Genomic DNA, 4,434 nt, shown 5'->3' with positions numbered 1-4,434 from the left:
CCGAGATCCTGGCCTTGCTCCTCCGCGACAAGCCGACGGCCCGGCTCGACTTCGAGGCCGTCGCCCGCGCGACGCCCGAGTTCTCCGGCGCCGATCTTCGGGCCGTCGTGGAACGCGCCATCGACGCCAAGCTCGACGACGCGTTGAAAACCGGCACGCCCAAGCCCATCACGACGCGCGATCTGCTGGCCGCCGCCAAGCGCCGCAAACCGACCACGACGGACTGGTTCGCGACCGCCCGCAACCACGCGCTCTACGCCAACGAGGGCGGGCTCTACGACGACGTCCTGACCTACCTCGGCCGATGACCCCGGACCAAGACGTACGCGAGCGGGCGCTCCGCTTGGTCGAGAACCGCCGGCCCGACCTGGCCGAGCCCGAGCTCCGCCGAGCGATCGGCCTCGAGCCGGACGACGCGCACCTGCGGTGCCTGCTGTCGCTCGTGCTCGCCGCCTTAGACCGTTTGGACGACGCCCTCGAGGAGGCTTACAAGGCCATCGGCGTGGAGCCGGACTACTACTACGCCCACTACGCGCGGTCCAACGTGCTGCTCGGCTTGGGCCGCTACGACGAGGCGGCCGAGGCGGCCCGAGAGGCCGTACGCCTCGACCCCACCGACGTTACGTCACGCGTCCAGTTCGCCTCGACGCTGTATCGCCAACGCGAGTATGACCGGGCGCTCGTCGAGGTCGGTCGAGCGCTCGAGCTCGACCCCGAGTCCACGGGCGCCCTGGGCCTGCGCGCGTCGATCCTCCGCCAGCGGGGCCAGCACCAAGAGGCGACCGAACTCATCGAGGCCGCTCTCGCCCTCGACCCTGACAACGCGCGGATCCACACGATCTACGGAAAGACGCTGCTCGACACCGGCCGCGAGCGCGAAGCGGTCGACGCGTTCCTCGAGGCCCTCCGCCTCGAGCCTGGCGAAGAGCCGGCGCGGCGCGGCGTCCTCGATGCGATGAAAGCACGGAACGCGGTGTACCGCGGGCTCTTGCGCATCGGCGACTGGCTCGGCCGTCTCTCGACGTTTTGGCGGCGGGCTCTCATCGCCCTCGGAGTCGTCCTCGCGGTTGCGTCGCGGCCTCTGTTCGGGCTCTACCTCGCCGTCGTGCTCCTGGGCTGGATCGGGCAGCCGCTCTACAACGTGGCGCTCCTCTCAGACCCGTTCGGCCGGCGGGTCCTGACGCGTGCGGAGACGATCGGAGGCCCCTTGATCGCGGCGTGCCTCGGGCTCGGAATGATCGCGATCGTCGCGGGCATCGCCTTCGACCAATCGGCTACCATCACCGCCGGCGGCGTCCTGCTCACGATGTCGATCCCGATCTCGGTCGTCGTCAAGATGACGGTCGTGGAAACCAGCCGCATCCCGCTCTTGGCGACGGTCGGCCTGGGTGCTCTCGGCGTCGGGCTCGTCGTGACGACCGCGATGGAGAGCGAGAACGAGGGGCTGTTCGGCGGCTGCTACGTCCTGGGCATGATCGGCGCGGCGTGGATCGCAAGCAAGTTCACGCGCTGAGCGCTCGGACCGCCGCGCGGATCCGCGCTTCGACCTCGAGGTCGACGATCCGCCCGTCCTCGAGGACGACCGTGTCGAGGGCGCCGAGCGTCTGGCGCAGGCTGGCGAGCGCCCGGTCGCCGCCTCGGTCCGACGGCGAGGCGCTCAGCGCCATGACGGGCTTGCGGTACAACTCACCGGACGAGACCCGCCCATCTAAGGCGTTCTTGAGCGCGCCCGGCACGCTGGGCGTACTCCGGTGCGATGATGAGGACGGCGTCCGCGTCCGCGACCCGTCCTCGAAGGTCGAGCACCGACGGCGCGACCTCGAGGCCGGGTGAGAACAGCGGGAGCGAACCGAGGCCGTTCCAGATCTCGACCTCGGGGCCGTCGGCTAGCAAAGCGGCAGCCTGCACGAGAGCGCGGGGAGGACGCTTCGCGCAGGCCGCCGGAAATCGCGAGGACGGTGACCGCTAGGCGCCGCTGTTCTGGAGCTCCTCCCAGTCGGCCAAGAACTTGGCGAGACCGTTGTCGGTGAGCGGGTGCTTGAGGAGCTTCTTGATCACGTCGAGCGGCATCGTGCCGACGTCGGCGCCGGCCTCGGCGCACTCGACGACGTGCATCGGGTGACGGATGGACGCGGCCAGGACTTCGGTCTCGTAGCCGTACGTGTCGTAGATCTGGACGATGGACCGGATCAGCTCCATCCCGTTCGACGAGATGTCATCGAGCCGGCCGATGAACGGACTGATGTACGTAGCCCCAGCCTTGGCCGCGATCAACGCCTGGGTCGGCGAGAAACACAGCGTGCAGTTCGTGTCGATGCCCTCCTCGCTGAACGTCTTAATCGCCTTGATGCCGTCCAGGATGAGCGGCACCTTGACGACGACGTTGTCCGCGATCTGAGCCACCTCGCGGCCTTCGGCCACGATCCCGTCGTAGTCGGTGGCGGTGACCTCGGCCGAGACCGGGCCGTCGACGATGTCGCAGATCTTGGCGATGTGGCCGTGGAAGTCCTTCACGCCCACCTTCTTCATGAGCGACGGGTTCGTGGTGACGCCGTCCAAGACGCCGATGTCTGCCGCCTCTTGGATCTCGTCGAGGACGGCGGTGTCGATGAAGAACTTCATGGCGTGGGATGGGGTGGAGAGGGTGGTCGTGATACGACCTCGAGGTCGCGTGGGTCCGTTACCGAAGCGAGACCAGGTCGCCGGCCAAGTCGCGGAAAAGGCGACTGCCTTCGGAAAGCTCGAACGGGAGTTGCTCGAACGAGCCGTCGGGCGAGATCTCCCATCGGAACACGTGGTTCCCCCCGGGAACGCGGCCGAACCGCGCGTCGGCGACGACGTCGGAGTCGGCACCTCGAGGGCGGACCAGCCAGCCGCGCGAGAACCACTGCAGCGTCTCGACGCCACGCGTGTCCTCGAGGTCGGGCGCGAACTCGGCGAGGGGATCGCTGGCGTCGCTGGCATGGAAGAATCCGGGATCCAAGATGGCGTGTCGGTACGAGGTGACCCGCCCGTCGCGCTCGGCCTCGATGCGCCAGACCAGCGTCTGCAAGGGCATCGGCGTCACCAGGATCCGCTCGGAGGTCGGCAGCGCCGCGGTCGCCCGGTCGAGGACGGTCTGCTGCGCCCAGACGCTCCACCCGACGTACGCCGTCGACAAGGCGAGCCCGACGACCGCCCATCGAGGTCGCTTCCGCACCAACCCCACGACCAGGCCGACCAGGAGGGGGACCGTGTACATCGGGTCGATGATGAACAGGCTCCCGAGCGCGAAGGGCTCGTTCGAGAACGGCGCCAGGAGCTGCGTCCCGTAGATCGTGACCGTGTCCAGCAAGGGGTGCGTGACGAGCGCCAGCGTCCACAGCGCGACCCAGGCCCGCCACGCGTCCGGCGCCGCCCTCGAGGCCGCAGCCTGTACCGCCCTCGAGGATTGGTCCGACCTCGAGGCCGTCCGCCATCTCGCAAACCGCCACCCGAGCCATCCCAGAATCGGACCGACGGTGAGCCCGAAGGCCAAGCCGTGCGTGACGCCCCGGTGGATCAAGAGCTGTCCCGCCGTGTCGAGAAACGGGTACGTCAGCACGTCGAGGTCGGGCAGCGTGCCCGCGACGGCGCCCCACGCCGCGGCTCGGCGCCCCAGCGTCTTTCCGGCTACGGCGTGGCCCACGGCTCCGCCGAGCACGGCTTGGGTGAGGGAGTCCATCGGACGGAGAGCGGGAGGTGAGCGTCGGAAGATGCGTGCGCCATCCACCCTCGAGGGCGACGAATCGACATCTTGTTCGCCTCCGGACGCGCGTCGCCGTCGGATCGGAACCTTATCCCCTTGCTCCGTTCCCCTGTCCCCCCTCTCTCGTCTCCATGACCCTTTGCCTGTTCGAGGACGACCGCGTCGGCCACCTCGCCCCTCTCACGCTGACGCGCGCTGCCTACGACCTGCGCGTCGGCGCGCGGACGCTGCTCGAGAACGCGACCTCTTTCCTCCCCGCCGATCACCTCATCCTGCACACGAGAGCCGACCTCGAGGGCGTGACCCGCCTCGAGTACTCGCACGCTTCGGTCAATGCCGACCTCGAGAGCCGACAGGCCGGCGCAGCCAACGGGACGCTGTTCGTCAACGGGCGGTGGCTGGTGCGGGAGGGCGCCGTCTTCGAGGCCGTGAAAGCCGCGACGCGCCACGACCAGGCGAGAGCGTTTGTCCAAGGCGATGTCCTGCTCGCCGCGTGGCATCCGTCACCTCGCCGAGACGTCCTCGAGGCCGACGCGCTCGGCCCCGAGGCGTTCGACGGGATTCCCGTGGAGCGCGTGGGGGACGCGATCCTGATCGAGCGGCTGTGGGACCTGATCTCGGACCTAGAAAACCGCATCACGCACGACCTGACCTCGATGGGCTCGCTCGGCGTCCTCGAGGGCGAGATCGAGGACGGAGCGACGATC

The 4,434-nt window shown here is 69.0% G+C and carries 6 protein-coding genes and 1 pseudogene; 3 read left to right on the top strand and 4 right to left on the bottom strand.

Annotated elements, in window-relative coordinates; translation table 11 throughout:
- Both WBA11_RS19750 and WBA11_RS19745 read left to right on the top strand, forming a co-directional pair.
- Nucleotides 1-308: pseudogene (locus tag WBA11_RS19750) on the top strand (cell division protein); the annotation flags it as partial.
- Nucleotides 305-1,513, top strand: coding sequence for a tetratricopeptide repeat protein (locus WBA11_RS19745; RefSeq protein WP_424522342.1), 1,209 nt, complete (start codon nt 305-307; stop codon nt 1,511-1,513). The pseudogene WBA11_RS19750 and the gene WBA11_RS19745, both read left to right, overlap by 4 nt.
- Here the strand turns inward: WBA11_RS19745 and WBA11_RS19740 are convergent.
- From WBA11_RS19740 to WBA11_RS19725, 4 genes are read right to left on the bottom strand one after another with little or no spacing between them, the layout of a single operon-like run.
- Nucleotides 1,503-1,736: an NADPH-dependent FMN reductase gene (locus WBA11_RS19740; protein WP_424522341.1), complete on the bottom strand. Its 234-nt coding sequence runs from the start codon at nt 1,734-1,736 to the stop codon at nt 1,503-1,505. The genes WBA11_RS19745 and WBA11_RS19740 overlap by 11 nt on opposite strands.
- Nucleotides 1,687-1,908 carry a hypothetical protein gene (locus tag WBA11_RS19735; protein ID WP_424522340.1) on the bottom strand — a complete coding sequence of 74 codons (222 nt, stop codon included), beginning with the start codon at nt 1,906-1,908 and terminating at the stop codon, nt 1,687-1,689. The genes WBA11_RS19740 and WBA11_RS19735 overlap by 50 nt, the downstream gene beginning before the upstream one ends.
- Before the next feature lie 57 nt (nt 1,909-1,965).
- Nucleotides 1,966-2,622, bottom strand: coding sequence for a fructose-6-phosphate aldolase (gene fsa / locus WBA11_RS19730; protein ID WP_424522339.1), 657 nt, complete (start codon nt 2,620-2,622; stop codon nt 1,966-1,968).
- Between the two features lie 58 nt (nt 2,623-2,680).
- On the bottom strand, nt 2,681-3,703 hold the full coding sequence (locus WBA11_RS19725; RefSeq protein WP_424522338.1) for a metal-dependent hydrolase: 1,023 nt from the start codon (nt 3,701-3,703) through the stop codon (nt 2,681-2,683).
- 155 nt (nt 3,704-3,858) lie between these two features.
- On the opposite strand from WBA11_RS19725, the gene WBA11_RS19720 reads away from it, so the two are divergent.
- A partial coding sequence (locus tag WBA11_RS19720; RefSeq protein WP_424522337.1) for a putative sugar nucleotidyl transferase occupies nt 3,859-4,434 on the top strand: 576 nt, incomplete at its 3' end.

Source organism: Rubrivirga sp., from assembly GCF_049648075.1.
Taxonomy (GTDB): Bacteria; Bacteroidota; Rhodothermia; order Rhodothermales; family Rubricoccaceae; genus Rubrivirga.
This window is presented reverse-complemented; position numbering and strand designations above follow the sequence as displayed.

Excerpts from the sequence above, each read along its gene's own strand:
- WBA11_RS19745 (WP_424522342.1), top strand. The coding sequence starts at position 305 with ATGACCCCGGACCAAGACGTACGCGAGCGGGCGCTCCGCTTGGTCGAG.
- WBA11_RS19725 (WP_424522338.1), bottom strand. The coding sequence starts at position 3,703 with ATGGACTCCCTCACCCAAGCCGTGCTCGGCGGAGCCGTGGGCCACGCC.
- fsa (WP_424522339.1), bottom strand. The coding sequence starts at position 2,622 with ATGAAGTTCTTCATCGACACCGCCGTCCTCGACGAGATCCAAGAGGCG.